General features: G+C 71.1%; 22 protein-coding genes and 1 tRNA gene. 15 read left to right on the top strand and 8 right to left on the bottom strand.

Annotated features, from left to right (window positions below; translation table 11 throughout):
* The first annotated feature begins 44 nt into the window (after positions 1–44).
* The 11 genes from AC2DFQ_RS15385 (at position 45) to AC2DFQ_RS15335 (ending at position 9459) form a co-directional block, all read left to right on the top strand.
* On the top strand, positions 45–779 hold the full coding sequence (locus AC2DFQ_RS15385; protein WP_484534488.1) for a nucleoside triphosphate pyrophosphohydrolase: 735 nt from the start codon (positions 45–47) through the stop codon (positions 777–779).
* 39 nt (positions 780–818) lie between these two features.
* Complete coding sequence (hisS, locus tag AC2DFQ_RS15380; protein ID WP_484534566.1) at positions 819–2075, top strand: histidine--tRNA ligase; 1257 nt, start codon at positions 819–821, stop codon at positions 2073–2075.
* Positions 2076–2114: 39 nt separating this feature from the next.
* A complete protein-coding gene (locus AC2DFQ_RS15375; protein WP_484534487.1) occupies positions 2115–2465 on the top strand; it encodes a GntR family transcriptional regulator in 351 nt (116 codons plus the stop codon).
* Positions 2462–3460 carry a DUF1648 domain-containing protein gene (locus tag AC2DFQ_RS15370; RefSeq protein ID WP_484534486.1) on the top strand — a complete coding sequence of 333 codons (999 nt, stop codon included), beginning with the start codon at positions 2462–2464 and terminating at the stop codon, positions 3458–3460. Before AC2DFQ_RS15375 ends, AC2DFQ_RS15370 begins: the two co-directional genes overlap by 4 nt.
* Before the next feature lie 31 nt (positions 3461–3491).
* Positions 3492–4172 (top strand): O-methyltransferase, encoded by a 681-nt coding sequence (locus AC2DFQ_RS15365; RefSeq protein WP_484508777.1) that lies wholly within the window; start codon positions 3492–3494, stop codon positions 4170–4172.
* 93 nt (positions 4173–4265) lie between these two features.
* Complete coding sequence (gene eno / locus AC2DFQ_RS15360) at positions 4266–5546, top strand: phosphopyruvate hydratase (RefSeq protein WP_484534485.1); 1281 nt, start codon at positions 4266–4268, stop codon at positions 5544–5546.
* 33 nt (positions 5547–5579) lie between these two features.
* Entirely contained in the window at positions 5580–6083 is a 504-nt protein-coding gene (locus AC2DFQ_RS15355; RefSeq protein ID WP_484508779.1) for an FtsB family cell division protein, read from the top strand.
* A 52-nt stretch (positions 6084–6135) separates the two neighbouring features.
* The gene (locus AC2DFQ_RS15350) at positions 6136–6654 is read left to right on the top strand and encodes a DUF501 domain-containing protein (RefSeq protein WP_484534484.1); all 519 of its coding nucleotides are present in this window, start codon (positions 6136–6138) and stop codon (positions 6652–6654) included.
* A complete protein-coding gene (locus AC2DFQ_RS15345) occupies positions 6651–7922 on the top strand; it encodes a S8 family serine peptidase (RefSeq protein WP_484508781.1) in 1272 nt (423 codons plus the stop codon). The genes AC2DFQ_RS15350 and AC2DFQ_RS15345 overlap by 4 nt, the downstream gene beginning before the upstream one ends.
* Before the next feature lie 26 nt (positions 7923–7948).
* Positions 7949–9355 (top strand): NAD(P)/FAD-dependent oxidoreductase, encoded by a 1407-nt coding sequence (locus AC2DFQ_RS15340; protein WP_484534565.1) that lies wholly within the window; start codon positions 7949–7951, stop codon positions 9353–9355.
* 28 nt (positions 9356–9383) lie between these two features.
* Positions 9384–9459, top strand: a tRNA-Leu gene (locus tag AC2DFQ_RS15335).
* Positions 9460–9840: 381 nt separating this feature from the next.
* Here the strand turns inward: AC2DFQ_RS15335 and AC2DFQ_RS15330 are convergent.
* From AC2DFQ_RS15330 to AC2DFQ_RS15320, 3 genes are read right to left on the bottom strand one after another with little or no spacing between them, the layout of a single operon-like run.
* Positions 9841–10122, bottom strand: coding sequence for a DUF6510 family protein (locus tag AC2DFQ_RS15330; RefSeq protein ID WP_484508782.1), 282 nt, complete (start codon positions 10120–10122; stop codon positions 9841–9843).
* Positions 10122–10844, bottom strand: coding sequence for an FAD-binding oxidoreductase (locus tag AC2DFQ_RS15325; RefSeq protein ID WP_484508783.1), 723 nt, complete (start codon positions 10842–10844; stop codon positions 10122–10124). The genes AC2DFQ_RS15330 and AC2DFQ_RS15325 overlap by 1 nt, the downstream gene beginning before the upstream one ends.
* The gene (locus tag AC2DFQ_RS15320) at positions 10841–11434 is read right to left on the bottom strand and encodes a sulfite oxidase-like oxidoreductase (RefSeq protein WP_484508784.1); all 594 of its coding nucleotides are present in this window, start codon (positions 11432–11434) and stop codon (positions 10841–10843) included. Before AC2DFQ_RS15320 ends, AC2DFQ_RS15325 begins: the two co-directional genes overlap by 4 nt.
* Positions 11435–11621: 187 nt before the next feature.
* On the opposite strand from AC2DFQ_RS15320, the gene AC2DFQ_RS15315 reads away from it, so the two are divergent.
* Complete coding sequence (locus AC2DFQ_RS15315) at positions 11622–12191, top strand: LemA family protein (RefSeq protein WP_484508785.1); 570 nt, start codon at positions 11622–11624, stop codon at positions 12189–12191.
* Between the two features lie 35 nt (positions 12192–12226).
* On the opposite strand, the gene AC2DFQ_RS15310 is transcribed toward AC2DFQ_RS15315, so the two are convergent.
* Positions 12227–13132, bottom strand: a complete 906-nt coding sequence (locus AC2DFQ_RS15310) for a hypothetical protein (RefSeq protein ID WP_484534483.1) — start codon at positions 13130–13132, stop codon at positions 12227–12229.
* Positions 13129–14400, bottom strand: coding sequence for a winged helix-turn-helix domain-containing protein (locus AC2DFQ_RS15305; protein WP_484534482.1), 1272 nt, complete (start codon positions 14398–14400; stop codon positions 13129–13131). Before AC2DFQ_RS15305 ends, AC2DFQ_RS15310 begins: the two co-directional genes overlap by 4 nt.
* Positions 14401–14462: 62 nt before the next feature.
* Here AC2DFQ_RS15305 and AC2DFQ_RS15300 point away from each other — a divergent pair, with 62 nt between their 5' ends.
* Together AC2DFQ_RS15300 and ilvA are read left to right on the top strand one after the other, a co-directional pair.
* A complete protein-coding gene (locus AC2DFQ_RS15300) occupies positions 14463–15683 on the top strand; it encodes an AI-2E family transporter (protein ID WP_484534481.1) in 1221 nt (406 codons plus the stop codon).
* Complete coding sequence (gene ilvA, locus AC2DFQ_RS15295; RefSeq protein WP_484534480.1) at positions 15680–16936, top strand: threonine ammonia-lyase; 1257 nt, start codon at positions 15680–15682, stop codon at positions 16934–16936. Before AC2DFQ_RS15300 ends, ilvA begins: the two co-directional genes overlap by 4 nt.
* 3 nt (positions 16937–16939) lie before the next feature.
* Here ilvA and greA read toward each other — a convergent pair whose 3' ends face one another.
* Both greA and AC2DFQ_RS15285 read right to left on the bottom strand, forming a co-directional pair.
* Positions 16940–17431: a transcription elongation factor GreA gene (greA, locus tag AC2DFQ_RS15290; protein WP_484534479.1), complete on the bottom strand. Its 492-nt coding sequence runs from the start codon at positions 17429–17431 to the stop codon at positions 16940–16942.
* A gap of 93 nt (positions 17432–17524) precedes the next feature.
* Positions 17525–17920 (bottom strand): DUF4307 domain-containing protein, encoded by a 396-nt coding sequence (locus tag AC2DFQ_RS15285; protein WP_484508791.1) that lies wholly within the window; start codon positions 17918–17920, stop codon positions 17525–17527.
* Positions 17921–17984: 64 nt separating this feature from the next.
* Between AC2DFQ_RS15285 and AC2DFQ_RS15280 the strand changes: the two genes are divergently transcribed.
* Positions 17985–18269 (top strand): hypothetical protein, encoded by a 285-nt coding sequence (locus AC2DFQ_RS15280; protein ID WP_484508792.1) that lies wholly within the window; start codon positions 17985–17987, stop codon positions 18267–18269.
* A 3-nt stretch (positions 18270–18272) separates the two neighbouring features.
* Here AC2DFQ_RS15280 and trhA read toward each other — a convergent pair whose 3' ends face one another.
* A complete protein-coding gene (gene trhA, locus AC2DFQ_RS15275; RefSeq protein ID WP_484534478.1) occupies positions 18273–19013 on the bottom strand; it encodes a PAQR family membrane homeostasis protein TrhA in 741 nt (246 codons plus the stop codon).
* Positions 19014–19037: the final 24 nt, after the last annotated feature.

Raw genomic sequence — 19037 nt, 5'->3', positions numbered from 1 at the left:
CGGACCGGATGCCGGGCGCGTCATGATGCTCGTATCGTGGCGGGATGGCACCACCGGATGACCACGGGCCCGGCGACGGGGGAGACGCGCTGCGCCAAGCCGCCGAGACGATGCGCGCGGTGCGCGACCGCTGCGTCTGGACGCGGCAGATCGACCACCGCGCGCTGGTCCCCTACCTGGTGGAGGAAAGCGCCGAGGTCATCGACGCCGTCGAATCCGGGACGCGTGAGGAACTGCGGGAGGAACTCGGCGACCTGCTGTGGCAGGTGCTCTTCCACGCGGAGATCGCCTCCCGCGACGCCGAGGCGCCGTTCGACATCGACGACGTCGCCCGGGGGCTCACGGAGAAGATGGTGCGGCGGCATCCGCACGTCTTCGCCGACGCGGTGGCGAACACCCCGGAAGAGGTGCTCGTGCACTGGAATGCGGCCAAGGCCGCGGAGAAGCGCGCCCGGACGAGTGTGCTGGAGGGCGTCTCTGCGCACATGCCGTCGCTCGCCCTCGCGCAGAAGCTCCTCGGCCGGGCGGCGCAGGTCGGCGTCACCTCCGCGAGAAACCACGTTCCGGACGAGAAACCCGGCGACGCGGGGCGTCTGGGCCAGAATGTGGTTTCTCGGCCGGGGAGCGAGGCCGAACTCGGCGACGCGCTGCTGGCGCTCGTCGCCGACGCGCGTGCGCAGGGCTGGGACGCGGAGCGGGCGCTGCGGGAACGGCTCCGGGTGCTGACCGACGAGGTGCGCGCGGCCGAGGCCGCGCGCGGCGGGGGCGAGCAGGCCTGAGAGACTAGGTGCGTGCCCTCCGTCACCCCGCCGCGCGGCATGCGCGACTTCCTGCCCGCTGAGAAGGCCCGCCGTGAGCGTGTGCTCGCCGTCATCCGTGAGCGCTACCGCGCCCACGGGTTCGACGAGATCGAGACGCCCGTCATGGAGGAGTACGCCCGGCTGCACTCCGGCATCGGCGGCGACAACGAGAAGCTTGCCTTCACCGTGCTCAAGCGCGGGCTGGACGCCGACGCCATCCGCGCCGCCGCCGACGACCCGGCGGCGCTGACCGACCTCGGCCTCCGCTACGACCTCACCGTGCCGCTGGCACGGTTCTACGCCAGCCACCGGGCAGAGCTTCCCGCGGTCTTCCGCGCGGTGCAGGTCGCGCCGGTGTGGCGCGCGGAGCGACCCCAGAAGGGCCGGTACCGCCAGTTCGTGCAGTGCGACATCGACGTCATCGGCGACGCCACGGCGCGCGCCGAGGCGGAGCTCCTCGTCGCGAGCCTGGACACCCTGGACGCGCTGGGCCTGGAGGGCGGCACGATCCGCGTCAACGACCGCCGCGCGCTGGATTGGATGCTGGGAAGCTTCGGGTTCGCCGCCGAGGAGCGCCCGGGCGTCCTCATCACGATCGACAAGCTGGACAAGATCGGCCCCGACGGCGTCGCCGCGGAGTTGCGCGACCGCGGCGCGACGCCCGAGGCCGTCGACTCCTTCGCGGCGTTCCTGCAACGTCCGCGAACGCTCGAGCACCACCCGTACGGCGTGCAGCAGATCCGCGCGGCGCTCCCCGACGACGCGCCCGCCGACGTCATCGCCTCCCTCGTCGCGCTCGGCGACGCCGTCGCAGCAGCCCGGGCCGGCGATGCTGTTCCGCTGCAGTTCGACCCCTTCCTCGTGCGCGGCATGGGGTATTACACCGGCACGATCTTCGAGCTCGCCCACCCGTCGGTGACGTACTCGCTCGGCGGCGGCGGGCGCTACGACGGCATGATCGGCCGGTTCCTCGGGCAGGACGTGCCCGCCGTGGGCTTCTCCATCGGCTTCGAGCGGATCGTCGACCTCGTCGCAGAGCGCGAGGATGCCGCATCCGAGGCCGTCGTTCTCGTGCACGATCGCGACGTTCCCGTCGCCGAACTCGTGACGCTGAAATCGACGCTCATCGCCGAGGGACGACGCGTGCGCCTGGAGCAGCGCACGAAGAACCTCAAGGCCCTGCTGGAGCGGGCCGCCGCCGACGGCTACGCCGCCTTCGCGACCGTCTCGGCCGGCACCACCGCCGCCGACCTGGAGTTGCGCCCGCTGTCCTGACCACCGACGATGCTGTTCTACTTGTACTAGAATAGTTCCATGATCTTCCGCGTGGACCCGTTGAGCGACGAACCTCTCTTCGCGCAACTGGCGTCGTGCGTGCGGGCCGCCGCGGCATCCGGCGAATTGCTGCCGGGAGAGCGCCTCCCCAGCGCGCGGGAGCTTGCCTCGTCGCTCGGCGTCAACCTCCACACCGTGCTCCGCGCCTACCAGGACCTCCGCGACGAGGGTCTCGTCGACATGCGCCGCGGCCGCGGCGCGGTCGTGACGGAGGGGGCCCTCCCACTGGCCGCCCTGCATGCCGACATCGCGGGCCTCGTCACGAGGGCACGCACCCTCGGACTGAGCGCATCCGCCCTTGCCGCCCTCGTGAAGGAGATCGCCTCATGACCCCCTCCCATCCACCCGCCCTGCGGCGGTTCGTGATCGTCGCCCTCGTGCTACCGGTGGCCTTCACCATCGCCGCCCTCGTCCTGCAACTCCTCGCCCTCCCGAGCATGCCGGGCGAGGTTGCCATCCACTGGAACGCGGAGGGCCGTCCGGACGGATTCGCCCCGGCGTGGACGCAACCTCTGCTCTCCGTCGGATTCGCGCTCGGCCTCCCGCTCCTGCTGGCGCTGACCACGCTGCAGGGGCTCCGTCGCGGTGACCGAGGGGGGTCGTACCGGTTCATGGGCGCACTGGCACCAGCGCTGTCCGCCCTGCTCGCGTTCCTGTTCACCGCGACCTTCCTCGCGCAGCGGGGCCTCTCCGACCCGGCCGATGCGCCCTCGGTCGAACCCGCGATGCCCGTCGGCCTCGCTGCGGCTGTCGCAGCCGGCGCCCTCGCCTGGTTCCTGCAGCCCCGCGAGGCCTCCGTCCGTGCGGCGGAGGCGGCGCCTGAGCTCAGCCTGGCGCCGCGCGAGCGTGCCGCGTGGTTCGGGGTGGCCGTGATCCATCCCGGCGTCCTCACCCTTCTCGTCCTGATCTGCGTGGGCCTCGCCGGTGCCGCTGTGGCGGGGGCCGCAGGCTCCGAGCCGGGTGCGTCCCTCCTCCTCGGAGTCATCGCCGTGGCGCTGCTGGCACTCGTGCTGACCACGAGCGCGTTCCGCATCCGCGTGGATGCGACGGGGATCACGGTGCGGTCCGTGGTCGGGGTGCCGCGCTTCTTCGTCCCCGTCTCCGACATCGCCCACGTCGCCGTCGAGCATGTCGAGCCGATGGGCCAGTTCGGCGGATGGGGGCTGCGGTCGGTGCCCGGGCGCTTCGGCATCGTCCTGAGGAGCGGTCCGGCCATCTGCGTCACGCGGACCGGAGGCCGGCAGTTCGTGGTCACCTGTCCGGACGCCGCAGGTGCCGCGGCCGTCCTGGCGGCGCTGTCCGCGCGCGAGTCGGCTGACGGTTGACGGCGTCGCGGCCGGCGGCGAGGCTGACGACATGACCGCTCTCACTCCAGAGTCCTTCCAGGCGGTTGACGCCTACCTCACCGACACCCTCGTCGGCTCCGATCCCGACCTCGCCGCGGCGGTGGCCGACCAGGAGGGCGCGGGGCTCCCCGCCATCGAGGTGGCGCCACTCAACGGCAAGTTCCTGCACCTGCTGGCGCGGATCAGCGGGGCGCGGCGCGTGCTGGAGATCGGCACGCTCGGCGGATACTCGACGATCTGGCTCGCCCGGGCGCTGCCGGAGGGCGGACGCGTCATCAGCATCGAAGCCGAGCCCCGCCACGCCGCCGTCGCGCGCACCAGCCTCGAACGCGCCGGCGTCGCCGATCGGGTCGACGTACGCGAAGGCCGGGCCGCCGACGTGCTGCCGACGCTGGCGGGCGAGGAGGCGTTCGACCTGGTCTTCATCGACGCCGACAAGGAATCCAACACCGTCTATCTCGACTGGGCCGCGCGACTGGGACACCCCGGCACCGTCGTCGTCGTCGACAACGTCGTGCGGTCGGGGAAGGTGGCCGATCCCGACGTCACCGAGCCGCAGGTGGCGGGCGTCCGGGAAGGCCTGGAGATGCTGGGGCGCGATCCGCGGTTCGACGCCACCGCGCTGCAGACGCTGGACGCGAAGGGCTGGGACGGCGTGGCCGTGGCCGTGGTGACGGACGCCGCGTCCTGACCGCCCTGTGGCCCGGCGCCCGCATCACTAGACTCGACCCCGGACCGACGACGCTCCGCATACCTCACACCCCGAACCTTTAGGGAGTCCTTCGTGGCACTTATCGAGGCTGTCAACGCGCGCGAGATTCTTGATTCGCGCGGAAACCCGACCGTCGAGGTGGAGGTGCTGCTGGACGATGGCATCGTCCAGCGCGCGGCCGTCCCGTCCGGAGCATCCACCGGCGCCTTCGAGGCGTACGAGCTGCGCGACGGCGACAAGACCCGCTACAACGGCAAGGGCGTGCTCGCGGCCGTCGCCGCCGTCATCGACGAGCTCGGCCCCGCGATCGAGGGCGTCGACGCCAGCGAGCAGCGCATCGTCGACGAGATCCTCATCGCGACCGACGGCACCGAGAACAAGTCCCGCTCCGGGGCGAACGCCATCCTCGGGGTGAGCCTGGCCGTGGCCAAGGCCGCCGCCGACAGCGCCGACCTGCCGCTGTTCCGTTACCTCGGCGGACCCAACGCGCACCTGCTGCCCGTTCCGCTGTTCAACGTCATCAACGGCGGCGAGCACGCCGACAACGGCATCGACATGCAGGAGTTCTTCCTCGCGCCCCTCGGGGCCTCGAGCTTCGCGGAGGCGCTGCGCTGGGGCACCGAGGTGTACCACGTGCTCAAGGGCGAGCTGAAGGCCGCCGGCTACGCGACGGGCCTCGGCGACGAGGGCGGCTTCGCCCCCGACCTGCCCAGCAACCGCGAGGGCCTGGAATTCCTCGTCCGCGCGATCGAGAAGGCCGGCTTCACCCCGGGCAGCGAGATCTCGCTGGGCCTGGATGTCGCGGCGACCGAGTTTTTCAACGACGGCGTGTACCGCCTCGACAACAGGGACTGGACCGCCGATCAGCTCACCGACTACTACATCGAACTCGTCGACGCGTTCCCGATCGTCACGATCGAAGACGCCCTCGCCGAGGACGACTGGGACAACTGGACCGCGCTGACCGAGAAGCTCGGCAAGCGCGTGCAGCTGGTCGGCGACGACCTGTTCGTCACCAACCCGCAGCGCCTGGCCGAAGGCATCCGGCGAGGGGCTGCCAACTCCCTGCTGGTCAAGGTGAACCAGATCGGCACGCTCTCCGAGACGCTCGACGCCATCGACCTGGCCCACCGCTCCGGCTACACGACGATGCTCTCGCACCGCTCGGGCGAGACCGAGGACACGACGATCGCCGACCTGGCCGTCGCCGTCAACTCGGGGCAGATCAAGAGCGGCGCGCCCGCTCGCAGCGAGCGCGTCGCGAAATACAATCAGCTTCTGCGCATCGAGGAGGAGCTGGGCGACGCGGCGGAGTTCGCCGGCCGTTCCGCCTTCCCGCGCTACACCGCGTAAGCGGCCGCGAAGCTTCGACGAGAGGGGGGAACCGTGCCTCGAGGAACGGTTCCCCCCTCTCGCACGTCCGGGGGCGCGCCCGAGCGCGTCGACGTGCGCGGCTGGCTCGGCGGCATCCGCCTCTCGGGCTTCATGGTGATCATGCTCGGGCTCGTGGTGCTGGCCGCCTTCGTGCTCGTCCCCACCGTGGGCACCTACGTCGACCAGCGTCAGCAGATCGAGGCGCTCCGGGATGCGGTAGCACTGAGCGAGCAGGAGGTCGCCGACCTCGAGGCGCAGCAGGAACGCTGGACGGACCCCGCCTACATCACCACCCAGGCGCGGGAGCGGCTGTACTACGTGCAGCCGGGCGAGGTCGTCTACCTCGTGGACAACGACCTGCCCGCCGCCGCGCTGCCGCAGGAAGAGGGCACCGTCACCGACGAGGTCGCCCAGACCCGCACCGACTGGATGTCGCAACTCGTGCGGTCGGTCGCCACTTCCGGGCTCGCCCGCACCGCGGCACCCACCATCGGGGTGCCGGCGCCGGCGCCGTGACCTCCCGTCGCGCTCCAGCGCCCTCGCAGCCGGTGACGGTAACCTGGCGGGGATGAGCACCCCCCCGATTCCGCCCGCGACCGCCGCCGACCTGGCGGTCCTGCACGAACAGCTCGGACGCCCACCGCGCGACGTGGTGGGCGTGGCTGCGCGCTGCGTGTGTGGTAACCCGCTGGTCGTTGCCACCGCGCCGCGACTGACGGACGGGTCGCCCTTTCCGACCTTCTACTACCTCACGCACCCGGGAGCCACGGCGGCCCTGTCGGCGCTGGAGGCCGACCACGTGATGCGCGAGCTCGCCGACGAACTCGATGCGGACGACGACCTGCGCGCGGCTTACCAGCGCGCTCACGAGTCCTACCTGCGCGACCGCGCGGCATACGGCGAACCCGAGGAGATCGCGGGGATCTCCGCGGGCGGCATGCCGACGCGCGTCAAGTGCCTGCACGCGCTCGCCGGCCACGCCCTCGCAGCCGGGCCCGGAGTCAACCCGATCGGCGATCTCGCGCTGGAGCGGGCGAGCTGGTCCCCCCGTCGCTGCACGTGCGCCCGACCCGGAGCGCTCGGATGAGAAGGGTCGCCGCGGCCGCGGCGGCCCTCGTCCTGGCCGCGACCCTCGCCGGAGCGGCCGCCGTGCCCGAGGACCCCACCGACCCGGTGCGGGCGGGGGAGTACTGGCTCGACCAGTACGGCGTCCGCGAGGCGTGGCAGGTCACGCGCGGGGCCGGCGTGCGCGTCGCGATCATCGACACCGGCGTCGGGCGGAACCCGGTCGAATTCGGCGGCGTGGTCGGCGGGGCCGATATGTCGGGATTGGGAAGCACCGACGGGCGGACCCCCATCGGCGGGGCCAATGCCAACCACGGCAGCTGGGTGGCCTCGCTCGCCGGCGCGCGGGGCACGGGCGAGGGGCGCGGGATGATCGGAGTCGCCCCCGAGGCGGAGCTGCTCTCGGTCTCGATCGACATCTCCGGGCGCACCGTTCCGGTGCGGGACCAGATCGCCGAGGCCGTCCGCTGGTCGGTGGACAACGGCGCGAAGGTCATCAACATGTCGCTGACGACCAACACCCTCGAGTGGGACCCGTCGTGGGACGACGCGTTCATGTACGCCTTCGACAACGACGTGGTCATCGTCGTCGCCGCGGGCAACCGGGGCAGCGGCACCACACGCGTCGGCGCGCCCGCGACCATCCCGGGCGTCCTCACCGTCGGCGGGGTCGACCCCTCCGGAGTCGCCAGCATCGAGGCATCGACCCAGGGGCTCACGATCGGCGTGTCCGCCCCCAGCGAGCGGCTCATGGGCGTGTCCGCCGACGGCACACTCGTGCAGTGGAACGGAACGAGTGGCGCCGCCCCGATCGTGGCCGGTATCGCCGCCCTCGTCCGGTCGGCGCATCCGGATCTGGATGCGGACAACGTCCTCAACCGCCTCATCAGCACGGCCACCCCGGCGGTGGGCGCGCGATCGCACCCCGACCTGCTGTACGGCTACGGGCTGGTCAACGCCGCCGCAGCCGTCAGCGCGCAGGTGCCGACCGTCAGCGTCAACCCGGTTGGCGACCTCGCGGAATGGATCCGCCTCTACCGCCGCGCCGATGCCGAGCCGGCTCCGCAGCCGTCGCTCGGCCCCGTCGACGTCCCGCCGCTGCCTGAGGCCGACACGGCGTCGGCCCGCGATCACCCGCTGCTTCCGAACGAGGATTCCCTGCGCTACGGGAGCCTTCCGCTCGCTGCCGGGACCCTGGCGTCTATAATGGTGGTGCTCGGCCTCACCGCTGCCGCCCGGCGTATCCGATTGGCACGCGAATCGCGCACGCCGAGCAGCCCACCCACCTAGGAGTTCCTTCCACCGTGACCAGCACCGTGCCCAGAATCCTCATCGTCGGTGGCGGATACGCAGGTTTCTACACAGCCTGGAAGCTGGAGAAGCAGCTTCGTCGCGGGGAAGCCGAGGTCACGATCGTCGACCCGCTGCCCTACATGACCTATCAGCCGTTCCTCCCCGAGGTGGCGGCAGGTTCGATCGAGGCCCGCCACGCCGTCGTGCCGCTGCGCCGGCACCTGAAGCGGACCACCGTCCTCGCGGCGAAGGTCACCGGTATCGACCACGCGAACAAGGTCGCCACGCTCACCCCGATCGTCGGCGAGCCGTGGCAGCAGGAATACGACCAGATCGTCGTCACCGCCGGGGCCGTCTCACGGACGTTCCCGATCCCCGGGATCGCCGACAACGCGATCGGGCTGAAGACCATCGAAGAGGCTGTCGCGGTGCGCGACCTGCTGCTGTCGAACTTCGACAAGGCGTCGGTTCTTCCCCCCGGCCCCGCGCGGGAGCGTCTGCTCACCGTCGTCGTCGTGGGCGGCGGCTTCGCCGGAATCGAGGCGATCGCCGAGCTTCGCTCGTTCGCCTCATCCCTGCTGACCTACTACCCGCAGCTCTCCTTCGACGAGACGCACTTCCACCTCGTGGAGGCCATGGGCCGGATCATGCCTGAGGTGTCGATGAAGACGAGCGAGTGGGTGCTGAAAGACCTGGCCCGCCGCGGCGCCTACGTGCACCTCGATACCCAGGTCACCAGCGCCGTCGACGGCAACGTCGAACTCTCCACCGGCGAGATCCTCCCCACCGACATCATCGTGTGGACGGCGGGCGTCATGGCCAACCCCACCGTCGTGCGCGGCAGCGACCTGCCCGTCGAAGAGCGCGGCCGCATCCGCACCCGCCCCGACCTGCGGGTCGGCACCGCCGAGGAGATCGTCCATGGCGCGTGGGCGGCCGGCGACGTGTCCGCCGTGCCTGACCTCACCGGTGGTGGCGTGGGCGGATTCTGCGTGCCCAACGCGCAGCATGCCGTGCGTCAGGGCAAGCTCCTCGCGAAGAACATCACCGCGGTGCTCCGTGGTGAGGAGCCCAAGGAGTACATCCACAAGAACCTCGGCGCCGTGGCGGGTCTGGGCCTGTACAACGGCGCCTTCCAGTCGGGCAACATCGCGATCAAGGGATTCCCCGCGTGGGTGGCTCACCGCGGCTACCACGGCCTGGCGATGCCGACGTGGGAGCGCAAGTGGCGGGTGCTGTGGGGATGGTGGAACAACCTCTGGCTCGGCCGCGACATCGTGAACCTCGAGGCCGTGCAGACTCCGCGCTACGTGTTCGAGGAGTTCGCCGCCCGCCCGCGCCCGCAGCAGCCGGCGAACGCGGACGATAAGAAGCCGGCCGCCAAGACCACGAAGCCGGCCACGAGCGAGAAGGTCGCCGCTCGCGGCTGAACGCTACGGTGGGAGCGGGCAAGGTCCCGCCCCCGTAGCCCAATGGCAGAGGCAGGCGACTTAAAATCGCTTCAGTGTGGGTTCGAGTCCCACCGGGGGTACCAGTACCGAAGCCCGCCCTGCGCCGGCGCGGAGGGGGCTTTCTGCGTTGCGGTGGAGAGGCCGTTGGGTGGGTGCCTCCCGCCCGGTGAAGAGCGGAAGGCACCTGAGCTGGCATCCCCCAGTGTGTGCCAGCGTTGATTGTTCGGTGCCCTCACCCGATCGGATTGCAGGCGCGAGCGGGGGAGGGTCACGCCTTGCGATGCGTGACCGCGTTGCGCCGCACGGTGACCTCCCAGCATCCCGCGTTCACGCGTTGTTCGGTGAGGCGTGGCACAATCCGCGCATGTCAACCGCTGATCCCTTCCTCCCTGAACCCGAACCGGCCCGCGCCGATGACCACCAGGCGCTCCAGCCGCAGGACCAGCGCTAGCCATTCGTCCGCGTCAGCGAGGGAATCGCAGCTCCAGGGTGCCGATCCGCACCACCAGGGCGTGAGGCTCGTCGGCGAGGGTGAGGAGCGTATGCGTGCACGAACGGCAGCGCACCAGCGCCGAATCCGACTCGCGCTCCACGACCGTCTCGGCCAACAGGAACCGATCCCGGCAGTGACCGCACGTCAGGGCGAGCACAGTCGGGTCGATGGCGAGAGCGCCGGCCAGCATGCCCGCCAGAGCGTTGCCGTCCACGAGGCGTACGGGCCCGGGAAGGGCGCGGGATCTGCTCATCACGTACCTCCGAATCTCTCGGTGCGCACGCGCACCGGATCGTGACCGAGCTGCACGAGGGCGGATGCGGTGGCCTCGACGAACCCCGTCGGACCGCACACGAACACCGCGGGTGCCAGGTCCGGCGGGGTGGCGTGCGCGCGGAGGTCGTCCGCGCTGATGCGTCCCACCCGACCGGCCCACCCCGGCGGGCCGGAGCGGGTGAAGATCCACGTGAGGGCGATGCCCGCAGCATCCAGCCGCTCCACCTCGTCGCGGTACAGGGCGTCGGCGGGCGTGCGGACCGAGTACAGCAGCCGGAAGGGCGCCGACGCGGCCGACGCCGCCCGCGCACGGGCCATCGCCAGCAGCGGCACGATGCCGGAGCCGCCGGCGATCAGCTGGACGGGGGAGGGGTCGTCGTCGTGCCACACGAAGTACCCGCCCAGCGGGCCTTTCACCTCCAGCTCGTCCCCGGCCTGCACATCCCGCACGAGATAGGGCGACACCTCGCCGTCGGGCACCTCGTCGATCGCGACCTCGACGTCTTCGCCCGGGCCGAAGGATGCGATCGAATACGAGCGCACCGCCTGATAGCCGTCCTCGGCGGTGAGCCGCAGGTCCAGGTGCTGTCCGGGGAGGTTCCCGGGCCACCCCGGGACGTGCAGGCGGAGGATCCGCGCGGTGGAGGTTGCCTGCTCGACCTGTGCGATCCGCGCCGGCGACCAGTCCCCGACGGTCACCAATAGCGCTCCTCGCGCCAGGGGTCGCCGTGGATGTGGTACCCGTTCTGCTCCCAGAATCCGGGGTCGTCGTGGTCTTGCATGGTGAGGCCCCGCACCCACTTCGCGCTCTTCCAGAAATACAGGTGCGGCACCAGCAGTCGTGCAGGCCCGCCGTGCTCGGGGTCCAGCGGCTCCCCGTCGAACTCGAACGCGATCCAGGCCCGGCCGCCGGTGAGGTCTTCCAGCGCCACGTTGGTCGTGTAGCCGCCGTACGAGTGGGCCATCGCGTACTCGAGGTCGGTGTCGACCTCGGCGAGCAGGGTGTCGAGGGAGACGCCGCGCCACGACGTGCCGAGTTTCGACCAGCGCGTCACGCAGTGGATGTCGGTGGAGACGTCCTCGATGGGGAGAGCGAGGAACTCCTCCCACGTCCACGTGCGTGAGGCCCCGTGCTCGTTGCGGATCGTGAAGGTCCACTCCGCGGTGTCGATGCGCGGCGTGGGCCCGGCCGAGAGCACGGGGAAGTCCTGGGTCAGGTACTGTCCGGGCGGCAGGTCGGGATCGGACTCCCGCCGACGGGCGCCGAAACCCCGTGAGAAAACGGCCATGAGAACCTCCCGGGATGCGGCGCGGGAACAGCTTTCGGCACAGCGTAGGGGATGCGGGCGGTCCGGGGCGAGTACCCCCCAGGACCGGCGTCCTGGGTGGGTAACGACTGGGAGATGGGAACTCGCGCAGGAAGAGGGGGCGCGGTCCCATTAGGATGAGGGGCACTCATCGAACGGAGACTTGGACATGTGGGAATGGCTCATCCCTGTCCTGATCGTGGTCGCGATCGTCGTCATCGCCGGCATCTACCTGTGGGCGACGTACAACTCGCTCGTGCAGTTGAATGTCCGCGTCGACGAGGCGTGGAGCGACATCACCGTTCAGCTCAAACGCCGAGCCGATCTGCTTCCCAACCTCATCGAGACGGTCAAGGGATACGCAGCGCATGAGAAGGCGGTGTTCGAGAACGTCACGCGTGCGCGGGCCGAGACCCTGTCGGCGGGAGGCCCGGCCGAGGCCGGGATCGCCGAGGGGCACATGCAGCAGGCCCTCAAATCGATCTTCGCGGTCGCCGAGGCGTACCCCCAGCTGCAGGCCAGCCAGAACTTCCTGCAGTTGCAGCAGTCGGTCGTCGACACCGAAGACAAGATCCAGGCCTCGCGCCGGTTCTACAACGGCGGCGTCCGCGAGCTGAACACCAAGATCCAGGTGTTCCCCAACAACCTCTTCGCGCGCAACCTCGGTTTCACCGAGCGCGAGTTCTTCGAAGTGGTCGACGGCGCGGCGATCGCCGAGCCGCCCCGCGTGCAGTTCTGACGCGACTCCGGGAAGGGCCGGCGGGCCCGCTCTGATCAGCGCACGCCGAGGACGATCTCGTCCCCGCTCACGCGCACCTCACCGCGGAGGGCCCAGGCGTCGTCGCGGTAGGTGAACGACGCGGGCGCTCCGCTGCGGTCCGTGCCGGTCACCGTGGCGACGACGATGCCGCCGGTGGCCTCGAAAGAGCGTGCGTCGGGGGAGACGGACAGCGCGGGGAACCGCTCGATCCGGAACGCGAAGGCCGATGCCGAGGCGAGGTCGGCAGCCCAGGGGATGCGCAGACCGCACGAGCCGGGCACGTCGGTGCCTCCCGCGGCGCACTCCCGGGCGTAGGCGTCGAGCTGCTCCTGCGCGAGCGCCGTCGCGTCGGGCGTGAGTGATGCCTCGACATGGACATCGGCGGGCTCGTCGGTGGAGACGGCAACCGTGGCCGATCCGGTCACGAGGCGGCGCGGAGAAGCGGTGAACTCGTAGATCGCGGGGAGGAGGGCGGCGGACCCGGTCGGGATCACCGCGTCCCCCACCTGCACGGCGTCGCCGACGGTCGTGGTGATCTCCACCATCGCGAGGGAGTCGCCCGTGACGTGCCAGCGGCCGTCCCTCCGCTCCATGGCGAAGGACACGTCGCGCTCGACGCCGTCGAAGGCGGCGGTCGCGCGCACGTCGGCGGCCGGTCCGCTCTCGGCAATGTCGCTCACGCGCGGGTCCTCGAGGTAGGAGGAGGCGGCGGAGAAGGCGTCGGCGAGACGCCGCTCGTCCTCGGCTGCGCCGATCAGCTCGGTCACCGCATCCGTGTCACCGGCGGCCAGAGCGCTCAGGTAGGCGTCGGCGGCCTCGGCGGCGCCGGCGGGGCGGGTCGCCGCCCAGGTCGCGATTCCGCCGACGATGAGGGCCAGCGCCGCGCCGGCCCCCATCAGAATCGCCGTGCGCCGCTTCACACCGGCTCCTCCGGTGCGAGGGCCACCGGCTCGCTCGCGCCCCGATCGTGCCGCACCGCGGAGGGAAGGACGGCGGCGAGGTCGTCCACGGCATCACCCCAGCGCGAGACCGACACGCGCTCCAGGCCCTGCCACCGCGCGGCGCTCTCCAGCTCCCGAGCCACGCGCTCCGCCGCGTCCGCGGGCCTGCCCGGTTCCCACCACGCCGACTGCACGAGGAGCGTGCTCGTCGCGCGATCCGCCTTCAGGTCCACGCGCCCCACGATGTCGTCTCCGACGAGCACGGGGAGCGAGTAGTACCCGTACTGCCGACGCGGCGCGGGCGTGTAGATCTCGATGCGGTACGCGAAGTCGAACACGCGCTCGGCACGATCGCGGAACCACACCACCGGGTCGAACGGCGTCAGCACCGCCGCCGCATCCACCCGTCGGGGCAGCACCGCGTCACGATGCATCCACGCCGGCGCCGGACGTCCGCCCGCGGTCCACCCTTCGACGCTGACGGGGACGAGTTCTCCGCCGTCGACGAGGTCGCGCACGGCCGTGAGCACCGCCGGTCGGTCGCGGATGCGCCAATAGTCGGCGAGGTCGGAGGCCGTCGCCACGCCGTACGCGCGTGCCGCGCGGCGCACCAGCTCGCGGATGGCATCGGCGCGGGGCACCGGGGTCGCCAGGACGTCGGCGGGGATGACCTGCTCGGCCAGCGCGTAGCGGCGCTCGAACCCTCGACGCCCGGCGATCGCGACCTCGCCGAACAGCCACAGATACTCCAGCGCCTGCTTGACCTGGCCCCAGTCCCACCAGGGGCCGCGGGAATCTCGGTCAAGGTCTCCCTCGATCTGCGCCGGGCGGAGCGGTTCGCGGGCGGCCAGCTCCGCCCTAACCCACGCGATGGTGTCGGGATGGGCGGCCACCCACGAGCCCGGCGCCGCGTACTTCTCGCGCAGCGCCTGCATCCGGAAGGCGAACAGCGACCAGTCCTCGGCGGGGATGAAGGATGCCACGTGCGCCCAGTACTCCACGTACGGGGCGCGGCGGGAGAACAGCAGCCGGTCCAGCGCCTCGGTGTCGTACGGCCCCAGGCGGGAGAACAGCGGCATGTAGTGCGAACGCGCGAACACGTTGACGGAGTCGATCTGCAACGTCGCCATCCGGCGGACCGCGGCGGAGAGGCGGCGTGTGCCCGGTTGCTCGTCCGGGCGGCGCGAGAAGCCCTGCGCCGCGAGCGCCACGCGCCGCGCTTCGGCTGCGCTCAGCGTCGTCCTCACCCGCCTCAGCCTAGTTCCGGGCGCCGACAGCGACCCAGCGGAGCGGCGCCTAGACTGGCGGAATGAGCGGCCCCGGACCCGAAGAGCGCGGCTCCTTCTTCGATGCGCTGCGACGCCGGCCGCCGACGCCCCCCGAGGTGTCCGAGGTGACCGAGGTGACCGAGGTGACCGAGACCACGGTTCCCCGCGCGCTCCAGGTCGCGACGGCCTACGCCTGGCGGCTTCTGGTGCTGGCCGCGGCCGCTGCGGTGGCGATCTGGCTCGTCATCCAGCTGAAGCTCCTGGTCATCCCGCTGCTCATCGCCATCCTCGTCTCCGCGCTCCTGTCGCCGGCGATGTCGTGGATGCTCCGCCATCGGTGGCCGCGGTGGCTGGCGATCGTCATCTCGGTGATCGGGACGCTCTCGATCGTGACCGGGCTGATGTGGCTGGCGGTGTGGCAGATCACCCGCGAATGGGGTGAGGTGCGCGATCGCACCGTGGACGCGGTCGCCCAGCTGCGGCAATACCTCATCGACGGGCCGATGGACCTCACGCCGCAGCAGATCGACGACGCTCTGGAGCAGGCCGTCGGCTTCGCCCAGGAGCAGGCCGAGCTGCTGCTGTCGGGGGCACTGGCGATCGGCAGCACCGTGGGCCACGTGGTCACGGGGTTGCTCCTGACGCTCTTCATCCTGTTGTGCATCCTCGCCGACGGCGGCGGGATCTGGCGATGGACCACGCGGTTGTTCCCCCGCGCCGCCCGTCCCGCCGTGGACGGAGCCGGCCGCGCGGGGTGGACCACCGTGGTCACCTACGCCCGCACGCAGCTGCTGGTGGCCACCATCGATGCCGTCGGCATCGGGCTGGGCGCCTTCTTCCTCGGCGTCCCCCTGGCCATCCCGATCGGCGTGCTGGTCTTCCTCGGCGCCTTCGTGCCGTTCGTGGGCGCCGTGGTCACCGGCGCCGTGGCGATCTTCATCGCGCTCGTCTACAACGGCCCGTGGATCGCCTTCTGGATGCTGGTGGTCGTGCTGGGAGTCCAGCAGCTCGAGAGCCACGTGCTTCAGCCGCTCCTCATGGGGTCTGCCGTGAAGGTGCACCCCCTGGCCGTCGTGATGGTCGTCGCCGGGGGAGCCATGGTGGGCGGCATCCCGGGGGCCCTGTTCGCCGTCCCGCTGGCGGCATTCGTGAACGTCGTGGCCGTGTACCTCAGCAGACGCGCCTGGGACTCGGGAGCGCCTCCGCCGGCGGCCGACCTGATGTGGCGCACCGTCCCCAGGCGCCGGGGGAGCACCGCATGACCACGTCCGCATCCACGTCCGCGTCGATGGCCCTGCCCACCCTCGCCGGCTTCGAAGACGCCGCGAACGCCCTCCAGGGGATCATCGTCCGCACGCCCCAGGACGAATCCCAGCACCTCAGCGAAGTGCTGGGCGTCCCGGTGCACCTGAAGCTGGAGAACCTGCAGCGCACCGGCTCCTTCAAGATCCGCGGGGCGACCTACCGCCTCTCGCGGCTCACCGCCGAGGAGCGCGCCCGCGGCGTCGTCGCGGCGTCGGCCGGCAACCACGCGCAGGGCGTCGCCCTCGCGGCACAGCAGCTGGGGATCCGCGCGACGATCTTCATGCCGCTGGGCGTGCCCGTTCCCAAACTCCTGGCCACGCGGGGCTACGGGGCCGAGGTCATCCTCGAGGGCGCGACCGTGGAGACTCCGCTCCGGCTGGCGGCCGAGTACGCGCAGCGCACCGGCGCGGTGCTCATCCACCCCTTCGACCACCCCGATATCGTGCTCGGGCAGGGCACGCTCGGCCTTGAGCTGATCGACGGGATGCCGGACCTGGGCACCGTGGTCGTGGGGATCGGCGGGGGAGGGCTGGCAGCCGGCGTCGCCGCCGCGGCGAAGATGCGCGCCGCAGCCGCGGGTCGGACGATCCGGGTGGTCGGTGTGCAGGCGGCGAACTCGGCCGCGTACCCGTCGTCTCTGAAGGCGGGGCGGCCCCTGGAGGTGGACACCCGGCCGACGATCGCCGACGGCATCGCCGTGGCGCGCCCGGGCGACCTCCCCTTCGCGCTCATCCAGGAGTACGTCGACGAGGTCGTCACCGTGACGGAGGACGACATCGCCCGGGCGCTCCTCGTGCTGCTGGAGCGGGCGAAGCAGGTCGTGGAACCTGCGGGAGCGGTCGGAGTCGCCGCGATCCTCGCCGGAAAGGTGCCCGCGGCAGGACCGACCGTCACCATCCTCTCCGGAGGAAACATCGACCCGCTGCTCCTGCAGCGCGTCGTCGCGCACGGGCTCGCGGCATCCGGGCGGTACATGACTCTCCGCATCCCGCTTCCCGACCGGCCCGGTCAGCTCGCCCGCGTGTCAGAACTCCTGGCGGAGGCCGGAGCCAACGTCATCGAGGTGCTGCACACCCGGCACGGCCAGGGCCTGCAGATCAGCGAGGTGATCCTGCAACTGAGCGTCGAGACGCGGGGTGCCGAGCACCAGGCTGTCGTGATGGCGACCCTGGAAGCTGCCGGCTTCTTGCCGACGATCGTCGCCGACTGAGCGTCACTGACCCGAGTAGGTCTCGACCTTCACGACCTCGACGGGGATCTCGCGCCCGTTCGGCGCCGTGTACGCGCCCTTGTCACCCTCGCGCAGACCGATGATCGCCGCGCCCAGAGGAGATGCCTCGCTGTAGACGTCGAGCTCGGAGTCGACGGCGATTTCACGGTTGCCGAGGAGGAAGCGCTCCTCGCCGCCGGCGACGAGGGCGGTCACGATCGTGCCGGGCTCCACGATGCCGGTGCTCTCGGGAGCCGTGCCGACCTTCGCGTTCTTCAGCAGGTGCTGGAGCGTGCGGATGCGCGCCTCCTGCTTGCCCTGCTCGTCCTTGGCGGCGTGATAGCCGCCGTTCTCCTTGAGGTCGCCCTCTTCTCGCGCGGACTCGATGCGCTTGGCGATCTCCTCCCGGCCGGTGGTGGAGAGGCGTTCGAGCTCGGTGACGAGCCGATCGTAGGCCTCCTGCGTGAGGAACGTCTCAGGTGCGTCGCTGGACACGTCGCTCTCCTTCGCCTCGAGTGGGCCGGCGTCTGCGGGCCCGGGGATATGGAAACGCCCCGGCGTCAGCCGGGGCGTCATGGTGCCCATAGACTACGTGACCCAGCAGCTGTTCACCAAACCCGTCGTGGCCAGCGCCACGGTCGGGATCGTCTCGGTGAAGGCGCGGCCGCGCTCCTCGGTCGCCGGGTACTCCACGATGCGCCAGCCGACGATCCCGTGCTCCTCGTCCTGGGCCTCCAGGGCGCACGCCACGGCCGAACCGGGGGGCGCGGAGACCTGGAACGTCACGGTGACGGTGCGCTCGTCCACCACGTCGTAGGCGGTCCCGGTCACGTCGGCGGAAGCCAGCGTGCGCGCCACCGTCGTCCCGCCGAGCCAGATCACCAGCGCCGAGGCGAGCACTCCGACCACCACCCAGCCGACGATCCGGCGCCGCCGGGATCGCCGCACGCCATATCGCTCGTCGAGCATGTGTTGCGTGGTCATCGTTCTCCGGCGCGTTCTAGGCTGGTCACTCCAGGCTATGCGCTCCGGCGCGGAACGAGGACCCATGTACGACGCGATCATCGCCGCCGCGGCCACACCGTCGCCGACGCCGTCGGCGCCGCCGGCCGAGCTGGTGACCCCCGGACCCATGGGATTCCTCGTGATCGCCCTGCTGACGCTGGCGGTGGTGCTGCTCATCCTCGACATGCTCCGCCGCATCCGACGCGGGCGCTACCGCGAGGAGGTCGCCGCCGAACTGGACGCCGAGGAACAGGCCCGTGCCGCCTCGGAGGCGAGCACCGTCGACGATCAGGACATCGATCCGCGGGAAGACCCCACCCGGCGGTGACCGTCAGCCGGCGTGATAGGCGGGATGCAGCGCGATGAGCAGGCTCGCCGTCCAGTGGCACAGGAACGCCAGCACCGTGCACACGTGGAAGATCTCGTGGAAGCCGAAGTGTCCGGGCCACGGGTTCGGGCGCTTCAGCGCGTACACGATCGCGCCTCCCGTGTAGAGCAGCCCGCCGACCAGCACCAGGGTCATCATGGCGGCGTTGGCCGCGAAGAGGTCGAACAGGTACATCACGGCGGCCCAGCCGAGCGCGAGATACAGGGCGACGTACAGCCAGCGCGGGGCGTTGAGCCAGAAGATCCGGAAGAAGATCCCCAGGATCGCCCCGCCCCACACGACCCCGAGCAGGATGATCGCCTTGTCGGTGGGGAGCGCGAGCACGGCCAGCGGCGTATACGTGCCGGCGATGAGCAGCAGGATGTTCGCATGGTCGATCCGCTTGAGGATCGCCCGCGTCCTCGGCTTCCAGTCGAACCGGTGGTACAGGGCCGAACTGCCGAACAGCATCATCGAGGTGACCATGAACACCGCCGAGGCCCACTTCGCCGGGGCGCCCTGGGCCAGAGCGATCAGCACGATGCCCGCGACGACGGCGATCGGGAAGGTCGCCGCGTGGATCCAGCCACGCCAGGTCGGCTTGATCTCGCTCTGCGCGCCCACCGCGCCGGCTTCGATCAGCGGCAGCTCCGGAAGGTGCGCGCCCTCGGAATCCTCGGCGGCGGAAGGCGTGCGATGGCTCACACCCAAAGCCTACGGGTCGGTGCA

The organism is Microbacterium sp. Z11_20, assembly GCF_057197605.1.
Note: the sequence above shows the minus strand (reverse complement) of the source record. Positions and strands in the feature narration are given on the sequence as shown.

What these genes read in the sequence shown, in the direction of transcription:
- AC2DFQ_RS15345 (WP_484508781.1), top strand. Translation starts at nt 6,651, where the DNA reads ATGAGAAGGGTCGCCGCGGCCGCGGCGGCCCTCGTCCTGGCCGCGACC.
- AC2DFQ_RS15365 (WP_484508777.1), top strand. Translation starts at nt 3,492, where the DNA reads ATGACCGCTCTCACTCCAGAGTCCTTCCAGGCGGTTGACGCCTACCTC.
- AC2DFQ_RS15375 (WP_484534487.1), top strand. Translation starts at nt 2,115, where the DNA reads ATGATCTTCCGCGTGGACCCGTTGAGCGACGAACCTCTCTTCGCGCAA.
- AC2DFQ_RS15320 (WP_484508784.1), bottom strand. Translation starts at nt 11,434, where the DNA reads ATGGCCGTTTTCTCACGGGGTTTCGGCGCCCGTCGGCGGGAGTCCGAT.
- ilvA (WP_484534480.1), top strand. Translation starts at nt 15,680, where the DNA reads ATGACCACGTCCGCATCCACGTCCGCGTCGATGGCCCTGCCCACCCTC.
- AC2DFQ_RS15370 (WP_484534486.1), top strand. Translation starts at nt 2,462, where the DNA reads ATGACCCCCTCCCATCCACCCGCCCTGCGGCGGTTCGTGATCGTCGCC.
- AC2DFQ_RS15385 (WP_484534488.1), top strand. Translation starts at nt 45, where the DNA reads ATGGCACCACCGGATGACCACGGGCCCGGCGACGGGGGAGACGCGCTG.
- AC2DFQ_RS15315 (WP_484508785.1), top strand. Translation starts at nt 11,622, where the DNA reads ATGTGGGAATGGCTCATCCCTGTCCTGATCGTGGTCGCGATCGTCGTC.
- AC2DFQ_RS15300 (WP_484534481.1), top strand. Translation starts at nt 14,463, where the DNA reads ATGAGCGGCCCCGGACCCGAAGAGCGCGGCTCCTTCTTCGATGCGCTG.
- hisS (WP_484534566.1), top strand. Translation starts at nt 819, where the DNA reads ATGCGCGACTTCCTGCCCGCTGAGAAGGCCCGCCGTGAGCGTGTGCTC.
- AC2DFQ_RS15280 (WP_484508792.1), top strand. Translation starts at nt 17,985, where the DNA reads ATGTACGACGCGATCATCGCCGCCGCGGCCACACCGTCGCCGACGCCG.
- AC2DFQ_RS15285 (WP_484508791.1), bottom strand. Translation starts at nt 17,920, where the DNA reads ATGACCACGCAACACATGCTCGACGAGCGATATGGCGTGCGGCGATCC.
- AC2DFQ_RS15330 (WP_484508782.1), bottom strand. Translation starts at nt 10,122, where the DNA reads ATGAGCAGATCCCGCGCCCTTCCCGGGCCCGTACGCCTCGTGGACGGC.
- AC2DFQ_RS15350 (WP_484534484.1), top strand. Translation starts at nt 6,136, where the DNA reads ATGAGCACCCCCCCGATTCCGCCCGCGACCGCCGCCGACCTGGCGGTC.